Below are 20420 nucleotides of genomic sequence, written 5' to 3' on the forward strand. Positions count from 1 at the left end.
CGGTCAGGAGAACTCCCCCCTTGTGGCCGGCGCCCGAAAGCGCCGGCCCGTTGCTCGTCGATCGTCTCGGTCAGCCGGCGATCCGGGTGACCTGCTCCTGCAGCATCTTGGCGGCCTCTTCAGGGGACAGGTCCTGGATGATCATCTGCTGGGCGATGTTGAAGAAGATCTTCACCACCTCGTTGTTCTCCAGTTCCAGTCCCTTGGGCAGGCGGTCGACATTGGCGGCGGCGGCGTCCGCGGCGGCTGCGGCCAGCACCTCGAAGGACGGATTATCGGCCATCAACTGGCTGTAATCCAACCCGGGGCGCGGCGCCGGCGCCTTGCCCCATTCGGCGAACCTTTGCTGGTACTTCTGCGAAGCGGTCAGCGCGATGAAATCCCACACCAACTGTTTCTTCTCGTCCGAGATGTCCGAGGGCATGCCGAGAACGTTCGACGTGCCGCCGAGCGGCGGGCTGAAGGGCGACTTGGCGATCTTCAGATGCTGCTGCACCTCCGGCGAGGCGCTGCGGAAGGTATTGTTGATCCAGCCGCCATCGACGGTCATCGCGAGGCGTCCTTCAAGCAGCAACTGCCGCACATCGGCCGAGCTCAGCTCCTTCGGCGTCAGGCCGTCGTCGAACAGCGACTTCCAGCGACGCAGGCCTTCGATGACCTCGGGGCTGTCGAACGCCGGTTCGCCGTCCACGGTCCAGCGGCCGCCGGCATCCAGCACGTAGTTCAACGCTTCCTGCATCACGGTCGCGTCGCCCTGGAACGGCAGCGCGATGCCCAGCTGATCGTTGATGCCGTCGCCGTCGGTGTCCTTTTTCAGGGCAGTGGCGGCCGCGACATAGCTTTCCCAGTCGGTCGGGATCTCGACGCCGGCTTCCTCGAAGAGCTCCTCGTTGTAGGCCAGAACGAAGCCGGTATAGAGCAGCATGATGCAGACCGTGTCGCCGTCCCATTCGCAGGTCGGCTGACCGGCCCAGCCGGTCAGGTCCAGACCGGCTTCGGCGATGTAGGAGTCGAGCGGCTCGAGCCAGCCTTCGTTGGCGAAGGGCTGAAATTCGAAGGCGGCGAGGTGCACGATGTCGGGCGGATTGCCGCCGGCGAACATGGTGAACATCGTGTCGGCATATTCGTCCCGCGCGACGCGGCTCATATTAATCTCGACGCCGGGATGGGTTTCCTCGAACTCGGCGATAATCTCGTTCCACCAGTCGCCATAGCCGGGTTCGTCCTTCATCCAGCTGACGAAGGTCAGGGTCTCGGCCGCCGCCGGGACGGCGGTGAGGGCCGTGCTGACGGCGAGCGCGCCGGCCGCCATCGTCTTGGTGAACAGGTCCATGGGTCTTCTCCTCCGTTGCTTTTCTAGAGCTTGAGTTCGGTCAGATGGGCGAGCCCGTCGGCGTTGGGCACCACCCCGTGACCGGGCGTGTCGGGTATCTGGAACGCGCCGTTCGCGCAGGGCGCCGCCCCGTCGAGAAGTTCGGCGTTCCGGTCGTAGATGGTGTGCTGGTATTCGTGGCTTTCCGCCCCGGCGGCATGCGCCGCGCGCAGGCTGGCCGACATGAAGATGCCCAACCCGATGGTGGCGTGCGGCATGATGCGGCTGCTGATCGCCTCGGCCCGGCGGGCGATACGCATGAACTGGGTGACGCCCGTGTGGCCCATCTCGGGCTGCACGATGGTGCAGGCGCCGGCGCGCGGGATGTAGTCCCACTCGGTCCGCCATTCCTCGCCGAGCGCCATCGGTGCCTTGACCGCGCGAGCGATCTCGACCTGGGCGGCGATGTCCTCCGGCTTGACCGGCGCCTCGAGGAACCACGGATCGTAAGGGGCGAGGTCGCGGTCGAGCGCGAGCATGCCCGCCACGTCCTTGGTCCAGTGAACGTCCAGCGCGATCTTGTGATCGTCGCCGAGCCGATCCCGCAGCGCCGCGAATTCGCGCGGTGCGTCGCCATCCTCGGTGGCCGAAAGCGGCAGCTTCAGGCAATCGAAGCCGCGGTCCTTCCAGCGTGCCGCAAGGTCGACCCGCTCGGCGGTGGTCTTCAGGGGCAGGCCGGAGACATAGGCCGGGAGCGCACCCGCTCCGGCCCGCCCCAGCGCGGCCTGCAGGCTCTCGCCCCGGGCGCGCGCGTAAAGATCCCACAGCGCGATGTCGAGTGCTGCGAGGGTGTCCGCGAGGTAGCCGCCCCAATATCCGCGCACCCGCTGCAGATCGTAGAGTGCGTCCCACGCCGTGTCGGGCGTCGATGGCGCGAGCGTCTTGAGGTAGGGGCCGAGCAGGTCGTCGACGATCGCGGCGACCGCTTTCGGCGCCACCAGCCCGTAGGTTTCCCCCCAACCGACCGCGCCGTCCCGGTCGGTCAGCTTGACCACGACCGAGCGGTCCTTGGTCGGGTAGACCGTACCGTTGAACCGTCGCACGAGGTGGTGTGCGTTGAGGGCGAATTCGTTGGCGCCCGGGGTGCCGAGATAGATGTCGCCGCGCCCGCGCTCGAAGACGAACACCCGGATATCGTCGATGGCGCTATGCAACGACCGTCTCCTCGGCCGTGGCGCGCTCGTAGAGTTCCAGCACCAGCCGTTGCAGAACGTCGTCCATCTCGGGCAGCGGTTCGCGCACCAGATCGGTCTCGATCAGACCGCGATGTTTCAGGATCAGCTTCGTCAGCCGCATCCGGTAGGGCGCCTGAATGAGCAGGAGCGGCAGCGAGCGTTCGTAGAGCGACAGGGCTTCGGACCGTCTACCCGCCTTGTAGGCGGCCATCAGCGCCACATGCAGATCGAGAAGTTCGATCGCGGGCATGGTCGCGACCGCCCCGCGATCCAGCTCCTCGATCAGATAGCGGGCGCCGCCGCCGCCGATCACGGCGTCGAGATCGGGTCCACAGGCTTTCGCGAGTTCGCTGACCTTCGGGCCGGAGGGTATGCCCTCTTCCTTGACATAGCGGATCGCGGGGATCGCGCGGGACAACGCGATCATCTCGTCGGCGCTGAGATCGGCGCCGCGCGGGGCGAACAGGTTCTGCAGGATGATCGGCCGCCCGCCGGCTGCCTCTTCGATCCGGGCAAACCAGCCGCTCAGGTCGTCGCGCATCGCCGGCACGGCCATCGCCATGATGCCCTCCGCGCCCTGCCCTGCGACCCTGCGCGCAAGCGACACCATGTCTTCGGGATCGGCAGCGTTCACGCCCGCGATCACCGGCCGTCGCCCGGCGACGGCATCGATGACCACGTCGAGGCAGGCCGAGCTCTCCTCCGCCGTCAGATAAAGGTCCTCGCTCGCAACGCCTGGATAGACCAGCGCCACCGATCCGGCGCGTACCGCGTGCCCGGCGACCCGTCGCAAGGACTCATGGTCAGGCGCCCCCGAAACGTTGAAGGGCGTGGGGACGATGGGCAGGACGCCCTCAAGGCTTTGCATTTCCGTCCCTATTATTGAGACATTATTTTCATAATTGGAACTATTGATCACGACCATGACGCTGTCAACGGCGTTTCCGCGGTCCGCGGCCAAGCCGATGAAAATGCAGAGGATTATTGCAACTGATCAGGAGCGACGCCGGGTTGGGCGCCGCGGCGTTGCCTCTCAGCGAGGACGTTTGTCGATTTCAGGCAAACGCGTGACTCAACCTGAACCTCAGGCGAATCTCAGCCGACAATCTCACGGATCGTCATGACCGGCCGCATGTCCCGACGATCGCCACTGGCGCCCGCCGGATGTTGCACGCGTTAACTGACCAGCCAGTTGACGATATCGGAGATGACGCTCCGGGCGAGCGGGCTCGTGCGTGCCGCCTCGGTCAGTGGCAGCGTGGTGACCAGCACTTCGTTGCCTTCCGATCTCAGGATCACCGTCGTCGCGCCGATCCGCAGATCCCCGGTCTCGAACACACCCGCCCCCTCGAAGCTGATCGCCCCGGTCAGGATTTCTCCCTCCAGTCCCCACATCATCTGGCGGGGGAAGAGGCGCCACTGCGGGCTGTTCCAGATCGATGCCGTCCCGAGCGAGGGAAGCAGTTGGTGGCCGGTGTCGAAAGCCCAGCCGCCGTTCCAGTCGCCCAGGACGTTGATGTAGCGCGCATCGCGACGGGCAACGCCGAGGCGGGCGAGATCGCCGGGCACTGAACGCACGCTCGCGCCCGGCAGATCGGGACGAAGAAGCACGGCCGCGCGCCGGGGACCGCCGGCGAACAGGGTATGGATCAGGCGCATATTGTTCGCACAGATCAGGGTGGGGCGTGTCGAGCCGAGCCGCCAGGGTGCGCCCGGCCGTTCCACGATCCCGGCGAGCGCCCGGCGGGGATCGAAGACGTCGATATCGGCGCAGCTTGGCTTCCCCGGATCGCTGACCGCGATCTCGATCGTCTCCGCCACCGGCGCGTCGCCGATCGTGCCGACGGCATCGAGGTGGACGATCGATGATGCCCGCGCCGGCGCCGCAAAGGTCACAGGATCGAGAATCTGACGGCGGTCGCCCGACGTCCGTCCCGCGATCCGGGCGCCGCTGTCGCCGTCAATCGCGACGGTAACGTCGATCGTCAGGTCCGCGACGGCTTCGGCGTTCAGGACGACCGGCGTCAGTCGGATTTCATCGCCCGCCGCCACATCGTGATCCACACCGGTCAGCACGATCTGCAAGGCGGCATTGGCTTCGGCAATCGCGTCAGTATTCACTGCGGGCCTGCGATCGACCCGAAGGATACCCATCGTGCCGATCAGGGGATGCGAATGCCAGCCATTGATGGCCAGGCCATCGCAATCCGCGTTGGCGCGATGATGGCGCACCAGCTTGGCCACGCCGTGGGACTGGACGCGCGCGGTTGCCGCGATCAGGGCGTCAGCTCCGCCGAGCCGTTTGTCCGGATCGACGGCGGTCAGGTCCTCGTCAAACGTTGTCTTCCATGACAGAACCTTGCCGTCGAACCGGCGCTTCACTCGGCGATCGGCTGCCTTTTCCGCCAGCGCCTCGAGCCCGGCAAGGGACGTGAAATTCTGGCTTTCGCCGGCGACGTACGGCATGTCGCCCGGCGGCCGGATGGCGGCGATTTCGGCCTCCATCTGCTGGTGCCACATCGACGGCCAGTTCAGTACGGCATGGAAGTCGAACGTCGTGCCGGGTTCGTCGGTGTCGGGGGTGTAGAGCGGCGTCGGATTCCACGCCGAGGTCCATGTCGTAATCCGGCTGTCGTCGTTGTCGCGGGCCACGGCGAGCAGGCGGTGCGCGGGCGCGCCGGGATCGCCATCGCCGGGATCGAGGCATTCATTGGCGAGGTTCCACCACACCAGCGAAGGGCGGGACCGGTCACGCCGCCAAAGCCTCGCGATACGCAGTTCCGCGAAAGCGAGCGCGGTCTCCAAATCCTGCTCGGGCAGCCAGTGTCCGCCGCCGAAGCGCTCGCGCAATGAGGGCACGCCGCCGGGTTCCTGATAGAGCAACAGCCCCGCCGCATCGAGGGCATCGATCAGCTCGGGATTGGCCGCACGGCGATGGGCGGTGACCATGTTCTGGCCCATCGCCTTGATCGCCGAGACTTCACTGTCGATTTCTTCAGGCGTTGCGATCGGCCCGTTGAAATAGAGGCTCCACGATATCGATGTCGCCAGGTAGATCGGCCGCCCGTTGAAAAGCAGCTTGCCGTCGCGGATGTCGAGTTCACGAAACGCGCTCGTCTTTTCGCAAGCGTCGGACACCTCATCTCGGCCCACCTCCAGTCGGACGCGATAGAGCCGGGGCGCCAGAACCTCGTGCACCGAGATCTGATCGAGCGACACGGTTTCGGCGATGCGCGTGCATGGTTCGTCGTAATCATAGGACCGGTCGAACGCGATTTCGCCGTCGGGCGCCGTCACCGTGATCCTGGCCCGCGTCGCTCCCTCGCCTTCGATCTCGCCCGTGACGCTGATCGTCTGGTCGGCGAGCGCGGTGCGGACCCACAGATCGGCAATCCGCAGGCCGTCATGTTCGTGAAGATGGACCGGTTGCCAGATGCCGCCGAAATGGTGGCTCGACGGCAAGACCATACCTGCCCAGCGGATGGGAAACAGATCCTCCCAGTTGTCGGAGCCGCCGGGATTGGTGATCCGGACCGCGAGCTGATGGTCTCCGGCCATGTTGAGATGGTCCGGAATCGCGATCTCGAAGGGCGTGTAGCCTTCAATGTCGTGGCCGATGAGTTCGCCATCGAGGAACACCTCGGCGCGAAGCCGCGCCGCCGCGAATGCGAGCACCGCATTGGAGCGGCCGGCGAGCGTAATCGTTCGGGACCACCAGGACACACCGATATAGTCGGCCCTGACATCGTCGGTGACCGCCGGCACCGTGATCGGCTCGCCGTTTGCCAAGTTGTCCCAGCCGCCGGAGGGCGGGTTGGATTGGATCGCGGTCAGCGGTGTCCCCGGCAGGTGAACCGGTCCGGACTCCCAATCGGCCTCGTCGTCGAACCAGATTTGCCATGGACCGCAAAGGTCCGTCGTCCGCCGCTCGGTCACTGCATCCCCCCTATGTAGGACTTTTAGTGTCTTTACATACCACTTATCGTTCGCTACTGCTACCGGGGCAACAAGACGTCTGATCGCGCCACAAGGCCTGATCTTCGGGCCACGGCGCGTAGGGAACGGGAGGAGCTCGATTATGACGACCGGAAAGGACATCCAGGCCAGGAAACCGATCACCCGCCGCACCGTGCTGAAGGGGGCGGCCACCGCCGGTCTTGCGGCATCCTTGCCGCATTTCGCGATTGCCCAGCAGCGCCCGCCGCTGAGTTTCTGGATCATGGACAGCCAGAACGAAGCGCCGGTGAGCGGCATCCTTGCCGATTTCACCGAGGACACCGGCATTGAGGTCGACCTGCAGGTGGTGCCGTGGTCAAACGTGTTCAGCCGCTGGACCACCAGTTTCGAAGCGGGAACCGGTGCCGACGTCTCGCAGTGCGGCGGCATGGGCCTTTTCCCGGCGATCTACTGGGACCAGGGACACCTGCTCGACCTCAGCGACGTGCTGGAGGACCTCGGTGCGGACAACTACTTCTCCTCCGAATGGGGCCTCTACGATGGCGGCGTGACCTCCGTTCCGTGGTTCCTCGAGACCCGCGTTCTCTGGTATCGCAAGGACTGGTTCGATGAAGCCGGGCTGGCACCGCCCTCGACCTGGGACGAGCTGCAGGAAACCGCGACGGCGCTGACCGAAGGCCGGCGTTTCGGCATCGCGCTGCCCTTCATCCGGGCGTTCTTCACCGGCCAGAGCAATTTCACCTACTACCTGAACGTCGATGAAGATGCGTCCGGCACCCTCGCCCAGCGCAAGAGTGACGGCACCCTTGAGGTGACGCTGGACAAGCCGCGTTTCGTTGAGGCGCTGAACCGCTACACCTATTTCGACGAGGCCGGCGTGATGCCGCCCGGCACGACGGCCGGCGATTCCCAGTCGATCAATCGGCTGTTCAACCTCGGTGTCGCCGGCATGATTTTCGGCAACGGTTCGGTGCAGCAGCAGATCGCCGCCGAGGCGCCTCAACTGCTCGACGAAGATCGGGTCGGCACCGTCACCATCCCCGGCAAGATGGGTCCCGGATATTCGTTCCTGGGCGGTTCGGGTCTGTGGGTGAACAAGGCGACCGAACGCCCCGACGAGGCCAAGGCGCTGCTCCTTTATCTCAATCGTCCCGCGTCGCAGGTCGCCCTCGCCAAGGCCGGCATGCTGAACCAGCCGTCCGCCCTGGCGGCACAGGACGCACCCGAACTGACCAGCGATCCGCACTTCGTCGCCCTCTCCAAGCAGTTGGAGAAGACCAAGGCCTATCTCTGGAAGGTCGGACCGGAGCCGCGGCTCGCCAGCTTCTACGGCAACAACGTCATGGAGAAGCCGGTGCTCGATGTCGTGGTCGACGGCGTGTCCGCAGAGGAGGCGACTGAACGGCTCGAAGGCGAGCTTCACAGGTACCTCGTCGACTGACGCTGATGGCGCGGTCGCGGGTATCGCGCTGGCTGAACCGGCGCACGGGCGCGTTGATGCTCGTGCCCGGGCTTTGCCTGGTGCTGGCGCTGGCGGTGATCCCGGCGATCTCTTCGCTGGGGATCAGCTTGGAGGAGCGGGCGCTCGCAGGCGGGGCCGGCAGTTCGTGGACCGGACTAACCCACTATGCCGACTGGTTGCGCGATCCGGTCTTCTGGAACGCGGTTCGCCTCAGCCTGATCTGGACGATCGGCGCGGTGGCCCTGCAACTGGCGGCCGGGCTCGGAGTGGCGTTACTCTTGTCCAATTCCTTCCCGGGCCGCGGGCTGGTGCGGGCGCTGATCCTCATTCCCTGGATCCTGCCGATCGTCACCACCGCCAACATCTGGGTGTGGATGTTCAACGAGATCTACGGGGTGATCAACAGCACGTTGATTGCCTCCGGCCTGATCTCCCGTCCGATCGGTTTCCTCAGCGATCCCGATCTGTCGATCTTCTCGGCAATCTGGGTCAAGGCATGGCGCGAGTTCCCCTTCGCCGCGCTGCTCTTGATGGCCGGCATCCAGACGATCCCCAAGGACCTTTACGAGGCCGCCAAGCTTGACGGCGCCACCGCCTGGCAGCGTTTCCTTCACGTCACGCTGCCGGGCCTGAAACTGGTGTTGCTGATCATCCTCTTGCTGCAGACGATCTGGACGTTCAACGATGTCTCGACCGTCTACCTTCTGACCCGCGGTGGGCCGGGCTCCAGCACCGAGATCCTGCCGATCCTTGTCTACAACACCTCCTTCATCGGCGGTGACCTCGGCAAGGGCGCGGCCGGCGCGGTGCTGATGTTCGCGATCGTGGCGGTGATCGTCGCCGTCTATTTCAGGCAATACGCGCGGTCCGAGACCGAGGTGCGAGGATGAAACGCACCCTCACCGCATGGACGATCGTCATGCGCGTCACGCTGGCCGTCGGGCTGCTCGTCGTCACCGTGGTCGTGTTGTTTCCTTTTGCGTACGCGGCGATCTTTTCCTTTGCGCCGATCAGCCAGATCTTCAGTCTCGAGCCGCGGCTGGTGCCGGCCGAGTTCACCATCGACAACTATGTCGAGGCGCTGTGGGGCACCAATTTCCTCATCTATCTGCGGAACTCGATGATCGTCTCCCTGACCACGGTGCTGCTGTCGGTGACGATCGGCGCCCTCGGCGGCTACGCCCTCGGATGCCTTCAGGTCAGGGGCCGTGGCATGTTCTCGATGATGTTCCTGCTGGTCTATCTTCTGCCCAACGTTCTGTTCCTCGTGCCGCTCTACCTGCTGATCGTGCGTATGGGGATCGCGGATACCCTTCTGTCGCTGATCGTGTCGTATACGACCTTCGCGATCCCGTTCACCACCTGGACGCTGCGCGCCTTCTTCGTCGGCATCCCACGCGACCTGCCTGAGGCGGCGAAAGTCGATGGCTGTTCCGAGTTTGGCGCTTTCGTCCGTGTCGTGCTGCCACTGGCCGCACCGGGGATCGCCACCGCCGCGGTGTTCGCCTTCATCCTCGCCTGGAACGAGCTGCTGTTCGCCCTCACCTTCGTCAGTTCGGACACCAGCAAGGTCATCACGGTCGGTATCTCGGCCGTGCTCGGGCAATGGAGCACTCAGGTCGGCGTGCTTCTCGCCTTTACCGTGCTGGCCGGGCTGCCGGTTTTGATCTTTTTCGTACTTCTGAACAAGTTCCTGATCCGGGGCCTGACCGCCGGATCGGTGAAGGGATAGAGCATGGCCGGAGTGAGCCTGAAGCGTGTCGACAAGCACTACGGACGATTTCACGCGCTCAAGGATATCTCGCTGGACATAAACGAGGGCGAGTTCGTCGTGCTGGTCGGACCGTCGGGCTGCGGCAAGTCCACCCTGCTTCGTTCGATCGCCGGGCTGGAGACCATCACCAACGGTTCGATCGCGGTGGATGGCCGCGATGTCACCGCCGAGGAGCCGCGCGACCGGGGTGTGGCCATGGTGTTCCAGTCCTACGCGCTCTACCCGCATCTGACCGCCGCGGAGAACATGGGGTTTGCCCTGCGGCTGGCGGGGCAGGACAAGGCGACGCGCCGGGTTGCGGTAGAGAAGGCGGCGCGCATCCTGCAGATCGAGTCGCTGCTCGACAAGAAGCCGCGTCAGCTCTCGGGCGGCCAGCGCCAGCGCGTCGCGATCGGCCGCGCGATCGTTCGGGACCCGGCGGTGTTCCTGTTCGACGAGCCGCTGTCCAATCTCGACGCCGAACTGCGAGCGACGATGCGCGTCGAGCTGTCGCGCCTGCATCGCGACCTTGGCGCGACCATGATCTACGTCACCCACGACCAGATCGAGGCGATGACCATGGCCGATCGGATCGTCCTGTTGCGGGATGGCGTGATCGAGCAGTTCGGCGCGCCGGAACATCTCTACGACCAGCCAGCCAACCGCTTTGTCGCCGGTTTTCTTGGTTCGCCGAAGATGACCTTTTTCGAAGGCACGGTGCACGACCAGCGCATCGAGACCGAAGGGGTCGGTGCGTTCACCCCAGCCGCGCGGGTGCCCGACGGACCCGTCATCTGGGGCGTGCGGCCGGAAGATGTGCATATCGGCGAAGGCCCCGGAGACGCGGTCGTCATCGACGCAATCGTCGAGCTGGAGGAACGGCTCGGCCGGGAAACGATCCTCTATGCTCGACCCGTCAGCGGGCGCCCGGTCGACTCCACCTTCATCACCGCGCAGTTGCCGCGCGAGGCGCCGTTGCATCCGGGTGAGCGGCTGACGCTGCGCGTGAGATCCGACCGCCTTCATTTGTTCGACGCCAACGGCCAACGACTCGCGGGATTGGGAGAGGGAGCTGCACCTTGAGCACCGATCAGGATCAATTCGCCCTCTACCCCAGTCTGCCCGACCGCCCGGTCTTCATCTCCGGCGGCGGCAGCGGCATCGGCGCCGCGATCGTCGAACATCTGGCGCGCCAGGGCGCACGCGTCGGCTTCGTTGACACCGACGACGGCGCCAGCACCGCACTGCTCGACCGGCTGGGCGCCGAAGATATCGCCCATCAGCCACTTTTCGAGCGTGCCGACGTCACCGATCTCGACGCCTACATCGCCGCCATCGAACGCCTCGACGATGCGCTTGGCGGCATCGACGTCCTGGTTAACAACGCCGCGAACGATCAGCGCCATCGGATCGACGAGGTCACGCCGGCGTTCTGGCGCGACCGGATGGCCGTCAACCTCGATCATCAGTTCTTCGCCGCGCAGACTGTAGCCAAAGGCATGGTCGAGCGCGGCCGCGGCGCTATCATCAATATGGGATCGTGCAGTTGGCGCCTGGGCCTCGGCGAGCTTTCGGCCTATGTGACCGCCAAGGCGGCCATCGAGGGGCTCACCAACGGCCTCGCGCGCGAGCTGGGACCGTCCGGCATCCGGGTCAACTGCATCATTCCCGGCTTCATCAAGACGGAGCGCCAGGTCAAGCTGTGGCTGACGCCCGAGCTGGAGAAGATCGTCTTGGACGGGCAGTGCTTGAAGGAACTGATCGATCCGGCCTACGTCGCCAATCTGGTTGCCTTTCTCGCCTCCGACGACAGTCGCATGTGCACGTCGGCGACCTACACGGTCGACGGCGGCTGGATCTGAAACGCGGGGAGGGGGACATGCACACACTCAGCCAACGGCTGGAGAAATGCTACAGCGGCGCTGTCTACGATGTTCTGCGCGAACGCGGGGTCACCAACACGGTCCTGCCTAAGGATGTCCGGCCGCTTGACCCGACACGGACCCTTGCCGGTCCCGTCTTCACCGTCGCCGGCAGCCCAAAGAGCGGGATCGGCGGCCATGAATCGTTGATCGCCTGGACCGAGTTCCTGTCCGCCGCCCCTTCAGGCCATGTCGTCGTCTCCACCGGCCAGGACCAGGACCGGGCGCTGATGGGCGAGCTCAGCGCCGAGACGCTCCAGTTTCGTGGCGTGAAGGGCTACGTGACCGACGGCGGCTGTCGCGATTGCCGGTTCATCATCGATATCAGCTTTCCGGTGTTCGCGCGCTTTTACACCCCACGCGACGTTGTCGGCGCCTGGACGCCGGACACGCTCCAGGAACCGCTGAACTTCATGGGCGTGACGATAGCGCCGAACGACTACATCATCGCGGACATAGACGGTGCCGTTGTGATTCCGGGCGATATCGCCGAGGAGGTGATCGATCAGGTCGAAGCGGTCATGCAGACCGAGAACCTTGTCCGCAAGGCCATCCTGGAGGGCGAGTCGCCCAAGGACGCCTATCTGAAACACGGCAAGTTCTGATCGACATGACGTCCGACACCGCATCGCTCAACATCGCGCAGCAGATCGTCGACAGCCTCGGCCGGCGTATCGTGCGCGGCGATCTCACCGCCAGTGGCCCAAGCCTCGTCGAGCAGGACATCATGATGGAGTACGGCGCGAGCCGTAACGCGGTGCGCGAGGCCGTCAAGACACTGGCCGGCAAGAACCTGGTGCGCAGCGAACGTCGTGTCGGCACCATCGTCCAGCCGGCCGCTGCGTGGAACCTCTTCGATCCGCAGATCATCGACTGGATGCTGTCCGACGATTCGACCAGCGCCGAACTGCTGAAGGCGCTGTCCGAGCTGCGCATGATCGTCGAGCCGGCCGCGGCGGCACTCGCCGCCGAGCGCGCGACGCACCGGCAGATCCTCGAGCTCCTGGATTGCTATGATGGCATGTGCGCGCACGTCGATGACGACGAGCGGGCGATCCCGTACGATGTTCGTTTTCATGAGACGTTGCTGGAGGCCTGCGGCAATCCGCTGCTGCGATCGCTCGCGCACAGTTTTGGCCTACTGCTGCGGGCCAACTTCAAGCTGTCGATCCAGGTCGACCAGGCCTTCCTCCGAAATCTCGAGGATCACCTGATGATCGCCGAGGCGGTCCGGGATCGCGATCCTGTCCGGGCGCGGCAGGCGAGCATCACGCTCCTCAGGAAAAACGAGAAGGACATGGAGGAGGTCCGCGCGGCATCCGCCGCGTCGTGAGGGTAGAACTCCAGCACGTCCGGCGAGTCGACGCGACCCCAAGCCAGCCGGGATCGCGCACGCCTAGCCCGAAAGCGTTTCGATCGTCTCGAGGCTGAGGCCGTGACCGAAGCCGGGGGCATCGCTGACCGTCAGTGATCCATCCTGCGGCACCCGCATGCCGGGGAACCCGATCGTTTTGTCGAGCGGCACGCCCGGCCCGCCGCCGACGAAGAACTCACCCCAGTGGGAGGCCGAGCTCGCGTAACCGAAGTGCTGGCCATATGGCGTGTTCATGCCAGCGTGAAGGATGACTTCGAGACCGGCGGTTTCGGCGATCGCCGCGATCCGCTGGCAGGCGGTGAAGCCGCCGACCCAGTGGATGTCCGGCTGGAAGATGTCGACGACCTGCCGTCTCGCGGCGTCGAAGAACGCATACGGCGTGTACCAGTGCTCGCCGGTGGCGAGCGTTTGCCACGCGAGGCGCTGCCGCAGTGCGTCATGCGCCGACGGGTTCTCGGGGATCAGGCAATCTTCGATCCACCGCAGGCCGTAGGGCCTCAACCGTTCGGCAAGCCGCACCGCAAAAGCCACATCGAACGCCATCCAGCAGTCGAGCATCAGATCGACATCCGGCCCGATCAGTTCGCGGGTCTCGGCGACCAGCGCTTCGTTGCGGTCGATCGCCGCCAGGTCGTCAGCCGGACCGTAGGGACAAGCGAGCTTGGTCGCGGTGAAACCGAGTTCCAGGTGCCAGTCGGTATCGTTGCCGGTGGCGTAGCAGGTCTGGCGTTCGCGCGCCGGGCCGCCCGCCAGTTCGAATACCGGCAGGCCAAGCGCCCTGCCCTTCAGGTCCCACAGCGCCAGATCGATCGCGCTGATCGCGTAGGAGGCGAGACCGGCCGGCGAATAGGGCGAGGCGAGGCGCAGCATCAGGTCGTAGAGCTTGTCGATCGCCATCGGGTTCTCGTCGACGAGGAGCGGGCCGAGATGCTGGTTGATGACCGCGACCACCGGGTCGCCCAAGCTGGTGGTGCCGAAGCCCCAGGTGCCGTCGTCGGTGATCACGACGCATCCGACCGCCGGCCATGTCGCCCGCCAACTCGCCCGGCGGGCCTTGTAGCGCGGGAAGCGCGCCATTGGGCTCGCGACCTCGGCATCCTCGATCCATGGCGCCCGGCGCTGGAGCGCCCGCCCCTCTTCCGACACCACCACCGGCTGCCCGATGCCCGGCCGGGTGATGGTGAAGGCGCGGATATCTTTGATTTTCATGATGCGTCCCATTGTCGAAGAGGCGATTCGTCGCGAGAAGCCGCCCGATTGATGCTCAGCGGCGCCTCACCGCAACCGCAGCCTAAACACTTCATCGTGGCCACGCATGACTCCAGTGGCCCGCCATCCGAGCTTTTTGTAGAAACCGGTCGCGCGGATATTCGGATCGGGATTGGCCAGCAGCCAGATCTCCTCGTACCCCTCCGAGGCGAGCCAGTCTCGCACCTGCGACAGCAGCGTCGATCCGACCCCTCGACCTTCATGGGTGGGGAGGACGGCGACGACCTGAACCTCGCCGTTCGATCGGTCGCCCATCGAGAACCCGACCACCTTGCCGTCCTCCTCGCACAACCAACCGCGAACGTCCGACTCCATGGCCCTGGCAAGAGACTCCGGCGTGATGCCGTAGTCGTCCCTCAATTGGTCCATGGTAATGGCGTTCTCGACGGTCGACTGCCGCACCGCAAACACCGACGGGAGATCGGAAACGTCCATCTGTCGAAACATGAGCGGCATCGGATTATCGGCGTCCCGGATGTTGGCTTGCCGTCACAGGACGTGACCCCTAACCCTCCACCTCGCTCGCGCCGGCTGCATTGGCGATGGCCAGGAACTCCGCGTCGGCGAGCGGACGATGCTTCGCCGCGCCGGTGCGCTGGCTGCGCACCAGGATCCGCTGCACCTGATCCGGAGTCGCCTGCAAACCGTAGTCGGCGAGTTTCTGGACGACCGCGCCGGTATCGCTCCACTTGCCGACCACCAGCTCCGGCGTGCGGCCGACGACTTCCGGCTCGAAGGGAAAGGCGTAGGGCCGTTCACCGCCGGCGATCAGCGCCGCCGTGGCGCTCCATTGCTCGTAGCGGAAGGCACCGTCACCGACGATCGCCTTGAAGTAACCGTTCGGTAGTCCGCTGATCTCCTCGACCAGCCGGCAGACCTCCGGCAGGCGATCCAACTGCAGACCGGTGTCGACGCCGTAGATCATTTCCAGTGCCGCGGCGACCGCTTCCATGGCAGCGTTGCCGGCCCGGTAGCCGATCCCGTTGATCGAGACCTGCAGGACGTCGGCGCCGCCCTCGTAGCCGCCGAGGACGTTGGCGACCGCGAGGCCGAAATCGTTGTGGCAGTGCACTTCGACCTTCAGTCCGGTTTCCGCCTTGAGGTGGCGCACCAGGTAGGCCATGGCGTTCGGCCGGGCGATGCCCTGGCTGTCGACCACGGTGACCGCCTCGGCGCCTTCCTGCTCGGCCGCCTTCGCTGCGGTCGTGATGTGTTCCAGATCGGCCCGGGTCGACTCGGGCATGAACAGGTTGACGACGCAGCCGGCTGCCCGCGCGGCCCGGACCTGCTCCAGCATCTGATCCATTAGCTCGGCGCGGCTCGCCTTGGCGACATGCTGCTGGAAGACCTCGCCGATGCGGTACCAGACCATCACGTGTCGGGCGCCGAGGTCCAGCGCCGTCTCGACTCGACCGGGTTGCCAGGTGACCCAAAGGTCCATGCCGAGGTTGCGGGCGAGCAGCGCCCGCACCACCTCCTGCCAGCCGGGCACGGTGAGGAAGACCTCGGTGCGTTTGATCCCGAGCCGCGCCAACGCCTCGGCGATCCGCACCTTGTCGGCGGTAGTGAAGGCGAGATCGGCCGACTCCTCGCCGTCGCGGATGGTCAGGTCGTGTAGTTCGACCGAATGCGGCGGCACGGCGATCGCGGGGTCCCAGTTGTGCCGGCTTGTCGCCCACCGGGGCTGGTTCCAGATTTCACTGTCAGCGCTCTCGTTCGGATTCGCCATTGTCGCTCCGTGGAAAAAAGGGGGACTCCGTTGCGATCAACGGTAACATGCCGGGCCGCGCGCGGTTCGCAAATCCAACCGACTCACGTGGCGGGCCGACCTGCACCGCTGCTCAGATATGCATGTAATGTGATAGCAATTGGAACGCATCGGCATGGTCGATGACGGCGAAGAACTGCGTGTCGACCGCGAGGTCGCCTCGGCGATCGCGTCCCATTCCACCGTCGCCACCCGGGCGGTCAAGGCCGCGGTGCGCGGTGCGTTGGACCTGACGATCGAGCAGGGGCTCAGATACGAGAACGAACTGATATCCCTCTGTTTCGCCAAGGCCGAGGTGATCCGACCCGGCGGCTCGGCGGACCAGGACGCCCGATGACCAGGCAGGACGATCCCGCCGCGGATGCGGCCAGAAAGGGCAAGTCGGCGGTTCCCGCCGTCGAGAAGGCGCTGGATGTCCTGGAAGTGCTGGCCGACGCACCGGACGGTCTGACGATGAACGAGATCGTCGAGAGGCTCGGCCGGACGATGGGCGAGATCTACCGGGTCGTCGTATATCTCGCCGAACGCGGATACCTCTCGCAGGACCCCGGCACCAGCCGCTATGCATTGACCCTGAAACTCTTCGAGCTGTCCCACCACCACGACCCGACCGAGGCCCTGGACACGGACGCGCCGTTCGATCGAGCCGAGACCGGTCAAGCCAGCTGAAGGATGCCGAATGATCGTTGAAATGTTCTTCGAGGATTATGAAATCGGGACCGAGCGAACAAGCTTCGGCCGCACGATCACCGAAGCCGATATCGTTCTCCACGCTGGACAAACCGGCGATTTCTTTCCCCATCACATGGACAAAGAGTGGTGCGCCACCCAGGACTTCAAACGCCGGGTGGCGCATGGGACCCTGGTCTTCTCGGTGGGGATCGGCATGACGGCATCGACGATCAACCCACACGCCATGTCCTACGGATACGATCGCCTTCGCTTCGTCCGACCGGTGCATATCGGCGACACCATCACCGTTCGCGCAGCGATTACCGAGAAACGCGATCATCCGAAGCGAAACACACATGGCTTCATCGTCGAAGCCATCGAAATCACCAACCAGGACGGCGAGACGGTCCTAGTTTGTGATCACCTCTACCTCGTCAAACGCAAGCAACCTGCCGATTGACAGGCCGCAACAGCCGGGTGGCGACCCATCTCGGCTGGCGAATCGTTGTAAGGCTATCCGATGAATGTGAAGGACAAGCCCAAGAAGAAGCCTGCGGCCAAGTACGCCGTTCCGGCTCTCGACAAGGCCCTGGACGTTTTGGAGCTCTTGTCGGAGACCGCCGTTTCGATGTCGCAGACGGAGATATCGCGGGCGTTGGGCAAGAACGCCAGCGAGATGTTTCGCACTCTCAGCGCGCTGGAGGCCCGCGGCTACATCCGGCGCACGGCGGCCGGCCAGTATCGGCTGACGCTGAAGCTGTTCGAACTCAGTCGCGCCCACTCACCCTACGAGGAACTGCTGCGCGTCGCCTTGCCGGTCATGCGGGAACTAGCCGAGAGCGTTGGCGAAACCTGCCATCTGACCACGCTTCGCGATGGCGAGATCGTCGTGCTCGCCCAGCATGAGAGCCCGAAGTCGCTGCGGCTTTCGGTGGAGGTGGGGTCTCGCCATTCGCCATTGTCGACGACCTCCGGGCGTATCATCCTCGCCGCCATGGACGACGACACGCGTACGGCGTTCCTGTCCGATTACACCAACTTCAGCCAATTGCCGGAAGACATCCGCAACGCGTTTTTGACCCGCGTACGCACCGTCGGCGAGCGCGGGTACGAGATTTCCGACGGCGAGCGCTTTGTCGGCGGGATCGACGTCGGCGTTCTCGTCGGCACACCGCAGTCCAAGGCCAAGGCTGCTCTGGTCGTCGCGACGTTGCGCAGCGCCGATGGACCGGACGTCGACGCCATCCTTGCCGCGGTCACGTCCTCGGCACGCCGCATCACCGAACTCGCCGGGCTCGTTTGAGCGAGGAACCCGCCGGTCAGCCGCTTTCGCGCACGTAGAGTTGCCAAGGGACGACAAAACGACGCCATCTTTCCTCAACCCGTTCCTCGACGACATCAATGAGGTAACGCGTCTCGCGGGTGAGCGATACCTCGGTCGGACCGATGGTGGTCAGGCGTGGCGCGCAGAAGACACCCTCCTCGGCGTTGCCACAGCCGATCACCGCGATGTCGTCCGGTACCCGTAGGCCCGATCGCTGAAACTCGTTGATCATGGCGACGGCCGAGAAATCCGACTCCGACAGGACGACTGTCGGTCGGGGTGACATGGCGACAAGGCGTCGAGCCACCTCCACGGCGCCGGGCCGGGACTCCGCGCCGCCGAACAGGATTGGTTCGGCGACTCGATCGCGGTGGGCGGTTGCGAACGTACGTACCAGTGCCATCCGTGGATCGCTCAGCGTTCCATCACCGTTGGCGCAATAAGCAATGGTGTGATGCTGCCGATCCAACACATGCGCAAGCGCGGCACGCAAGCCACCGACCCGATCGTGATTGACGACGGAGATTCCTTTCGGGTCGGCGGTCGGGTGTATCACCAGGCAAGGCCGGTTCGCACGCACGAGCGGTGCGAACAAATCGTTGATTTCCGCCGTCGAGCAGCCATCGACGCTGGCCACCACGGCGTCCGTCAACCCGGCCTCGACTTCACGCAAAATCTGACGGCGCGCGTCAAAGTCGGCGCCGATCGTCACCACGGTCGTGTATCCTCGGCTTTGCGCGACGTTGTCGACATCACGGGCGATCTTGTCGGCGAACGGATTGCCGAGTTCGGGCAGCAGGACGCAGATGCGTTCCGTCCGTTGTCGGCGCAGATGCCGCGCCGTCTTGTTCTGGACGTAGCCCAAATTTGCGATGGCGTGTTCGATGCGGTTCCGCGCCTCAGGGCCAACACGCTTCACCAACTCGGCCCGGCCGCTGAGGTGGTACGACACCGCCGCGGTCGAAACGCCCGCGGCTCGAGCGACATCCATCATCGTCGGTTGACGCGCCATGCTCCTTGGTCCGGCCACCATGTCGTTCGCGCGATGTCAGGTGGACGGCGAGCGCGCGGGCGCGGGAGCCTCGACGATCTTTGGCCTCGGTTCGCCGGCAGCCACCATGCGCTCGGCAAGCCGTTCCCGCAGCCGCTGCCGCACCGACGCCTTGCCACCGGATTCGATCAGATTGTCGAGTTCGGCCGGATCGCTTTCGAGATCGTAGAGCTGCGACTCCACATAAGTGTCGCTGCCCTTGTCCTTCCAGCCATCGGCCTCAGACGCGATGACTTCGTACTTCCACCGGCGAGTCCTGAGGGCCCGGCCGACATGGTCTTCGCTGACCTGGATGAAGACGTCGTCATCTCCCTCGTCGCCGTCGAGCCGCCGGGCGAGGACCGAACGTCCCTGCATTGCATCCGGGACCGGCAACCCGGCCGCGTCGAGCAATGTCGGCGGCAGATCGATAAGGCTGGTCAGACCTTCATATGCGCCGGTTCCGCTAAAGCCCGGACCGTGAAACAGGGTCGGGACCCGGATCGACGCTTCATGGCAGGAGCGCTTGTACTCCCGATTGCGGGTCTTGAAGTGGCAACCATGATCGGAGGTAAAGAGGATCACAGTGTCGTCGAGTTGACTCAGGCTGAAGAGCGCCTCAACCAACCGCCCGAGCGCCTCGTCGAGCCGCGCCACCATGCCCATGTAACCGGCGAAGTGCTGGCGCGAACTTCCGCCGAGTACCTCCAGGTCCTCCGGCAAGGACAGGCGTTGCAGTATCCGCTCTTCATAGCCGATCGGCGCCGGGTAGCTGTCGCTCTGGTTCTGGTGATGGGGCTCCAGGAACGACAGGAACAGAAAGAATGGTCGGTCGTGGGGGCGATCAAGATAGCGGATGGCGGCGTCGGTCAGCGCGTCGACGCGATAGCCGGGCAGCCGCACCGCCTGATCCTGCTCGTCGTACACAACGGTATCGTAAGCCTGCGACGTGAATTCGAGGATATTGGCGGCAAGCCAGCTCTGATATCCGCCGCGCTCGTCGGCCGGCACCGGATCGCGCGAGCCCAGGTGCCACTTGCCGATGTAGGCGGTGTCGAACCCGCCGGCGCCAAAATAGTGGGCTAGCGTCTTTTCTTGTCGTGGCAGCGGGATGTCGTTGCGGTAGCAACCGGTGGCGGTGGCGTAGCGGCCGGTCTGCAACACCGACCGGGCGGGACCGCACACCGGCTGGCAGGTGAACGAGTTACGGATGAACGCACCCTCGCTCGCCAGGCGATCGAAGTTGGGCGTGAGGTTCATGGGATTGCCGTGGGCGCCGACCGTGTCCCAGCGCTGCTGATCGGTGAAGAAGACGATGACATTCGGGTGATTGGGCATTGC

At 65.0% G+C, this 20420-nt stretch carries 20 protein-coding genes; 11 read left to right on the forward strand and 9 right to left on the reverse strand.

From position 1 onward, the window contains the following. Window positions 1-70: 70 nt before the first annotated feature. The 4 genes from ACO076_RS01425 to ACO076_RS01440 form a co-directional block, all read right to left on the reverse strand. Window positions 71-1312 (reverse strand): ABC transporter substrate-binding protein, encoded by a 1242-nt coding sequence (locus tag ACO076_RS01425; RefSeq protein ID WP_421724956.1) that lies wholly within the window; start codon window positions 1310-1312, stop codon window positions 71-73. A gap of 44 nt (window positions 1313-1356) precedes the next feature. After that, window positions 1357-2499 (reverse strand): mandelate racemase/muconate lactonizing enzyme family protein, encoded by a 1143-nt coding sequence (locus ACO076_RS01430; protein ID WP_421724957.1) that lies wholly within the window; start codon window positions 2497-2499, stop codon window positions 1357-1359. A gap of 19 nt (window positions 2500-2518) precedes the next feature. Further along, window positions 2519-3415 (reverse strand): dihydrodipicolinate synthase family protein, encoded by an 897-nt coding sequence (locus ACO076_RS01435; RefSeq protein ID WP_421724958.1) that lies wholly within the window; start codon window positions 3413-3415, stop codon window positions 2519-2521. A 308-nt stretch (window positions 3416-3723) separates the two neighbouring features. After that, window positions 3724-6483, reverse strand: a complete 2760-nt coding sequence (locus ACO076_RS01440) for a glycoside hydrolase family 2 TIM barrel-domain containing protein (RefSeq protein ID WP_421724959.1) — start codon at window positions 6481-6483, stop codon at window positions 3724-3726. A 142-nt stretch (window positions 6484-6625) separates the two neighbouring features. On the opposite strand from ACO076_RS01440, the gene ACO076_RS01445 reads away from it, so the two are divergent. The 7 genes from ACO076_RS01445 to ACO076_RS01475 are packed head-to-tail and all read left to right on the forward strand — an operon-like array spanning window position 6626 to window position 12974. Further along, window positions 6626-7945: an extracellular solute-binding protein gene (locus tag ACO076_RS01445; protein WP_421724960.1), complete on the forward strand. Its 1320-nt coding sequence runs from the start codon at window positions 6626-6628 to the stop codon at window positions 7943-7945. Between the two features lie 5 nt (window positions 7946-7950). Beyond that, window positions 7951-8856 carry a carbohydrate ABC transporter permease gene (locus tag ACO076_RS01450; RefSeq protein ID WP_421724961.1) on the forward strand — a complete coding sequence of 302 codons (906 nt, stop codon included), beginning with the start codon at window positions 7951-7953 and terminating at the stop codon, window positions 8854-8856. Beyond that, entirely contained in the window at window positions 8853-9698 is an 846-nt protein-coding gene (locus tag ACO076_RS01455) for a carbohydrate ABC transporter permease (protein WP_421724962.1), read from the forward strand. The genes ACO076_RS01450 and ACO076_RS01455 overlap by 4 nt, the downstream gene beginning before the upstream one ends. Window positions 9699-9701: 3 nt before the next feature. Continuing rightward, window positions 9702-10802, forward strand: coding sequence for an ABC transporter ATP-binding protein (locus tag ACO076_RS01460; protein WP_421724963.1), 1101 nt, complete (start codon window positions 9702-9704; stop codon window positions 10800-10802). Further along, window positions 10799-11581: an SDR family NAD(P)-dependent oxidoreductase gene (locus ACO076_RS01465; RefSeq protein ID WP_421724964.1), complete on the forward strand. Its 783-nt coding sequence runs from the start codon at window positions 10799-10801 to the stop codon at window positions 11579-11581. Before ACO076_RS01460 ends, ACO076_RS01465 begins: the two co-directional genes overlap by 4 nt. 17 nt (window positions 11582-11598) lie before the next feature. Beyond that, the gene (locus ACO076_RS01470) at window positions 11599-12246 is read left to right on the forward strand and encodes an RraA family protein (protein WP_421724965.1); all 648 of its coding nucleotides are present in this window, start codon (window positions 11599-11601) and stop codon (window positions 12244-12246) included. A gap of 5 nt (window positions 12247-12251) precedes the next feature. Then, entirely contained in the window at window positions 12252-12974 is a 723-nt protein-coding gene (locus ACO076_RS01475) for a FadR/GntR family transcriptional regulator (protein WP_421724966.1), read from the forward strand. Window positions 12975-13037: 63 nt separating this feature from the next. Here the strand turns inward: ACO076_RS01475 and ACO076_RS01480 are convergent, their stop codons facing one another. The 3 genes from ACO076_RS01480 to ACO076_RS01490 all read right to left on the reverse strand — a co-directional run bounded on the left by ACO076_RS01480 (window position 13038) and on the right by ACO076_RS01490 (window position 16014). Beyond that, entirely contained in the window at window positions 13038-14225 is a 1188-nt protein-coding gene (locus ACO076_RS01480; protein ID WP_421724967.1) for an enolase C-terminal domain-like protein, read from the reverse strand. A 66-nt stretch (window positions 14226-14291) separates the two neighbouring features. Next, window positions 14292-14741, reverse strand: coding sequence for a GNAT family N-acetyltransferase (locus ACO076_RS01485; protein ID WP_421724968.1), 450 nt, complete (start codon window positions 14739-14741; stop codon window positions 14292-14294). Window positions 14742-14790: 49 nt separating this feature from the next. After that, entirely contained in the window at window positions 14791-16014 is a 1224-nt protein-coding gene (locus tag ACO076_RS01490; RefSeq protein WP_421724969.1) for a LeuA family protein, read from the reverse strand. Between the two features lie 139 nt (window positions 16015-16153). On the opposite strand from ACO076_RS01490, the gene ACO076_RS01495 reads away from it, so the two are divergent. From ACO076_RS01495 to ACO076_RS01510, 4 genes are read left to right on the forward strand one after another with little or no spacing between them, the layout of a single operon-like run. Then, on the forward strand, window positions 16154-16390 hold the full coding sequence (locus ACO076_RS01495) for a hypothetical protein (RefSeq protein ID WP_421724970.1): 237 nt from the start codon (window positions 16154-16156) through the stop codon (window positions 16388-16390). After that, on the forward strand, window positions 16387-16722 hold the full coding sequence (locus ACO076_RS01500) for a helix-turn-helix domain-containing protein (protein WP_421724971.1): 336 nt from the start codon (window positions 16387-16389) through the stop codon (window positions 16720-16722). Before ACO076_RS01495 ends, ACO076_RS01500 begins: the two co-directional genes overlap by 4 nt. Before the next feature lie 10 nt (window positions 16723-16732). Further along, window positions 16733-17185, forward strand: a complete 453-nt coding sequence (locus ACO076_RS01505) for a MaoC family dehydratase (RefSeq protein WP_421724972.1) — start codon at window positions 16733-16735, stop codon at window positions 17183-17185. 60 nt (window positions 17186-17245) lie between these two features. Beyond that, window positions 17246-18028 carry an IclR family transcriptional regulator gene (locus ACO076_RS01510; RefSeq protein WP_421724973.1) on the forward strand — a complete coding sequence of 261 codons (783 nt, stop codon included), beginning with the start codon at window positions 17246-17248 and terminating at the stop codon, window positions 18026-18028. 16 nt (window positions 18029-18044) lie between these two features. Here ACO076_RS01510 and ACO076_RS01515 read toward each other — a convergent pair whose 3' ends face one another. Together ACO076_RS01515 and ACO076_RS01520 are read right to left on the reverse strand one after the other, a co-directional pair. Further along, window positions 18045-19061 carry a LacI family DNA-binding transcriptional regulator gene (locus ACO076_RS01515; RefSeq protein ID WP_421724974.1) on the reverse strand — a complete coding sequence of 339 codons (1017 nt, stop codon included), beginning with the start codon at window positions 19059-19061 and terminating at the stop codon, window positions 18045-18047. Between the two features lie 36 nt (window positions 19062-19097). After that, window positions 19098-20417, reverse strand: coding sequence for a sulfatase-like hydrolase/transferase (locus ACO076_RS01520; RefSeq protein ID WP_421724975.1), 1320 nt, complete (start codon window positions 20415-20417; stop codon window positions 19098-19100). Between the last annotated feature and the right edge of the window lie 3 nt (window positions 20418-20420).

The organism is Bauldia sp. (assembly GCF_965232525.1).
In the GTDB taxonomy this organism is placed as follows: domain Bacteria; phylum Pseudomonadota; class Alphaproteobacteria; order Rhizobiales; family Kaistiaceae; genus Bauldia.

Coding starts and splice junctions, on each gene's coding strand:
- ACO076_RS01425 (WP_421724956.1), bottom strand. CDS start 1,312: ATGGCGGCCGGCGCGCTCGCCGTCAGCACGGCCCTCACCGCCGTCCCG.
- ACO076_RS01435 (WP_421724958.1), bottom strand. CDS start 3,415: ATGCAAAGCCTTGAGGGCGTCCTGCCCATCGTCCCCACGCCCTTCAAC.
- ACO076_RS01445 (WP_421724960.1), top strand. CDS start 6,626: ATGACGACCGGAAAGGACATCCAGGCCAGGAAACCGATCACCCGCCGC.
- ACO076_RS01450 (WP_421724961.1), top strand. CDS start 7,951: ATGGCGCGGTCGCGGGTATCGCGCTGGCTGAACCGGCGCACGGGCGCG.
- ACO076_RS01455 (WP_421724962.1), top strand. CDS start 8,853: ATGAAACGCACCCTCACCGCATGGACGATCGTCATGCGCGTCACGCTG.
- ACO076_RS01460 (WP_421724963.1), top strand. CDS start 9,702: ATGGCCGGAGTGAGCCTGAAGCGTGTCGACAAGCACTACGGACGATTT.
- ACO076_RS01470 (WP_421724965.1), top strand. CDS start 11,599: ATGCACACACTCAGCCAACGGCTGGAGAAATGCTACAGCGGCGCTGTC.
- ACO076_RS01475 (WP_421724966.1), top strand. CDS start 12,252: ATGACGTCCGACACCGCATCGCTCAACATCGCGCAGCAGATCGTCGAC.
- ACO076_RS01480 (WP_421724967.1), bottom strand. CDS start 14,225: ATGAAAATCAAAGATATCCGCGCCTTCACCATCACCCGGCCGGGCATC.
- ACO076_RS01485 (WP_421724968.1), bottom strand. CDS start 14,741: ATGCCGCTCATGTTTCGACAGATGGACGTTTCCGATCTCCCGTCGGTG.
- ACO076_RS01490 (WP_421724969.1), bottom strand. CDS start 16,014: ATGGCGAATCCGAACGAGAGCGCTGACAGTGAAATCTGGAACCAGCCC.
- ACO076_RS01500 (WP_421724971.1), top strand. CDS start 16,387: ATGACCAGGCAGGACGATCCCGCCGCGGATGCGGCCAGAAAGGGCAAG.
- ACO076_RS01505 (WP_421724972.1), top strand. CDS start 16,733: ATGATCGTTGAAATGTTCTTCGAGGATTATGAAATCGGGACCGAGCGA.
- ACO076_RS01510 (WP_421724973.1), top strand. CDS start 17,246: ATGAATGTGAAGGACAAGCCCAAGAAGAAGCCTGCGGCCAAGTACGCC.
- ACO076_RS01515 (WP_421724974.1), bottom strand. CDS start 19,061: ATGGCGCGTCAACCGACGATGATGGATGTCGCTCGAGCCGCGGGCGTT.
- ACO076_RS01520 (WP_421724975.1), bottom strand. CDS start 20,417: ATGCCCAATCACCCGAATGTCATCGTCTTCTTCACCGATCAGCAGCGC.